General features: G+C 46.7%; 1 protein-coding gene. It reads right to left on the bottom strand.

What is annotated here, in order from left to right; translation table 11 throughout:
• Positions 1 to 210: hypothetical protein (locus tag N6P30_RS24520; RefSeq protein WP_208638249.1), on the bottom strand; the 210-nt coding region annotated here is incomplete at its 3' end.
• Between the last annotated feature and the right edge of the window lie 77 nt (positions 211 to 287).

The following is a 287-nucleotide window of genomic DNA, read 5'->3' on the forward strand; positions in this document are numbered from 1 at the left end:
CGGCGCGACAGCAAACTTACGAAGCATAAAGGCAGAAATACACCAGTTTAAACAATCATTCATCTGGTTTTGCGAATACTGATATTGATGATACAAACGGCCCACCGGCCTGTTGAGGAACCTGTAAAACGGAAAGGCTCGCTGAAGCCGTATATTTTCTGGAGGTTCATCAGGCGCGGAACTCATCGAGGCGCGGGAATAAAATCCCATTCAGACGCCGGATAGATTCAAGCAAGCCAACTTATCGTCAAAATCGGTGTTGCAAAAACGGGAGTGACCATAGATTC

Origin of the sequence: Enterobacter sp. PL1 (assembly GCF_945957325.1) — a bacterium.
Classification (GTDB): domain Bacteria; phylum Pseudomonadota; class Gammaproteobacteria; order Enterobacterales; family Enterobacteriaceae; genus Enterobacter; species Enterobacter roggenkampii.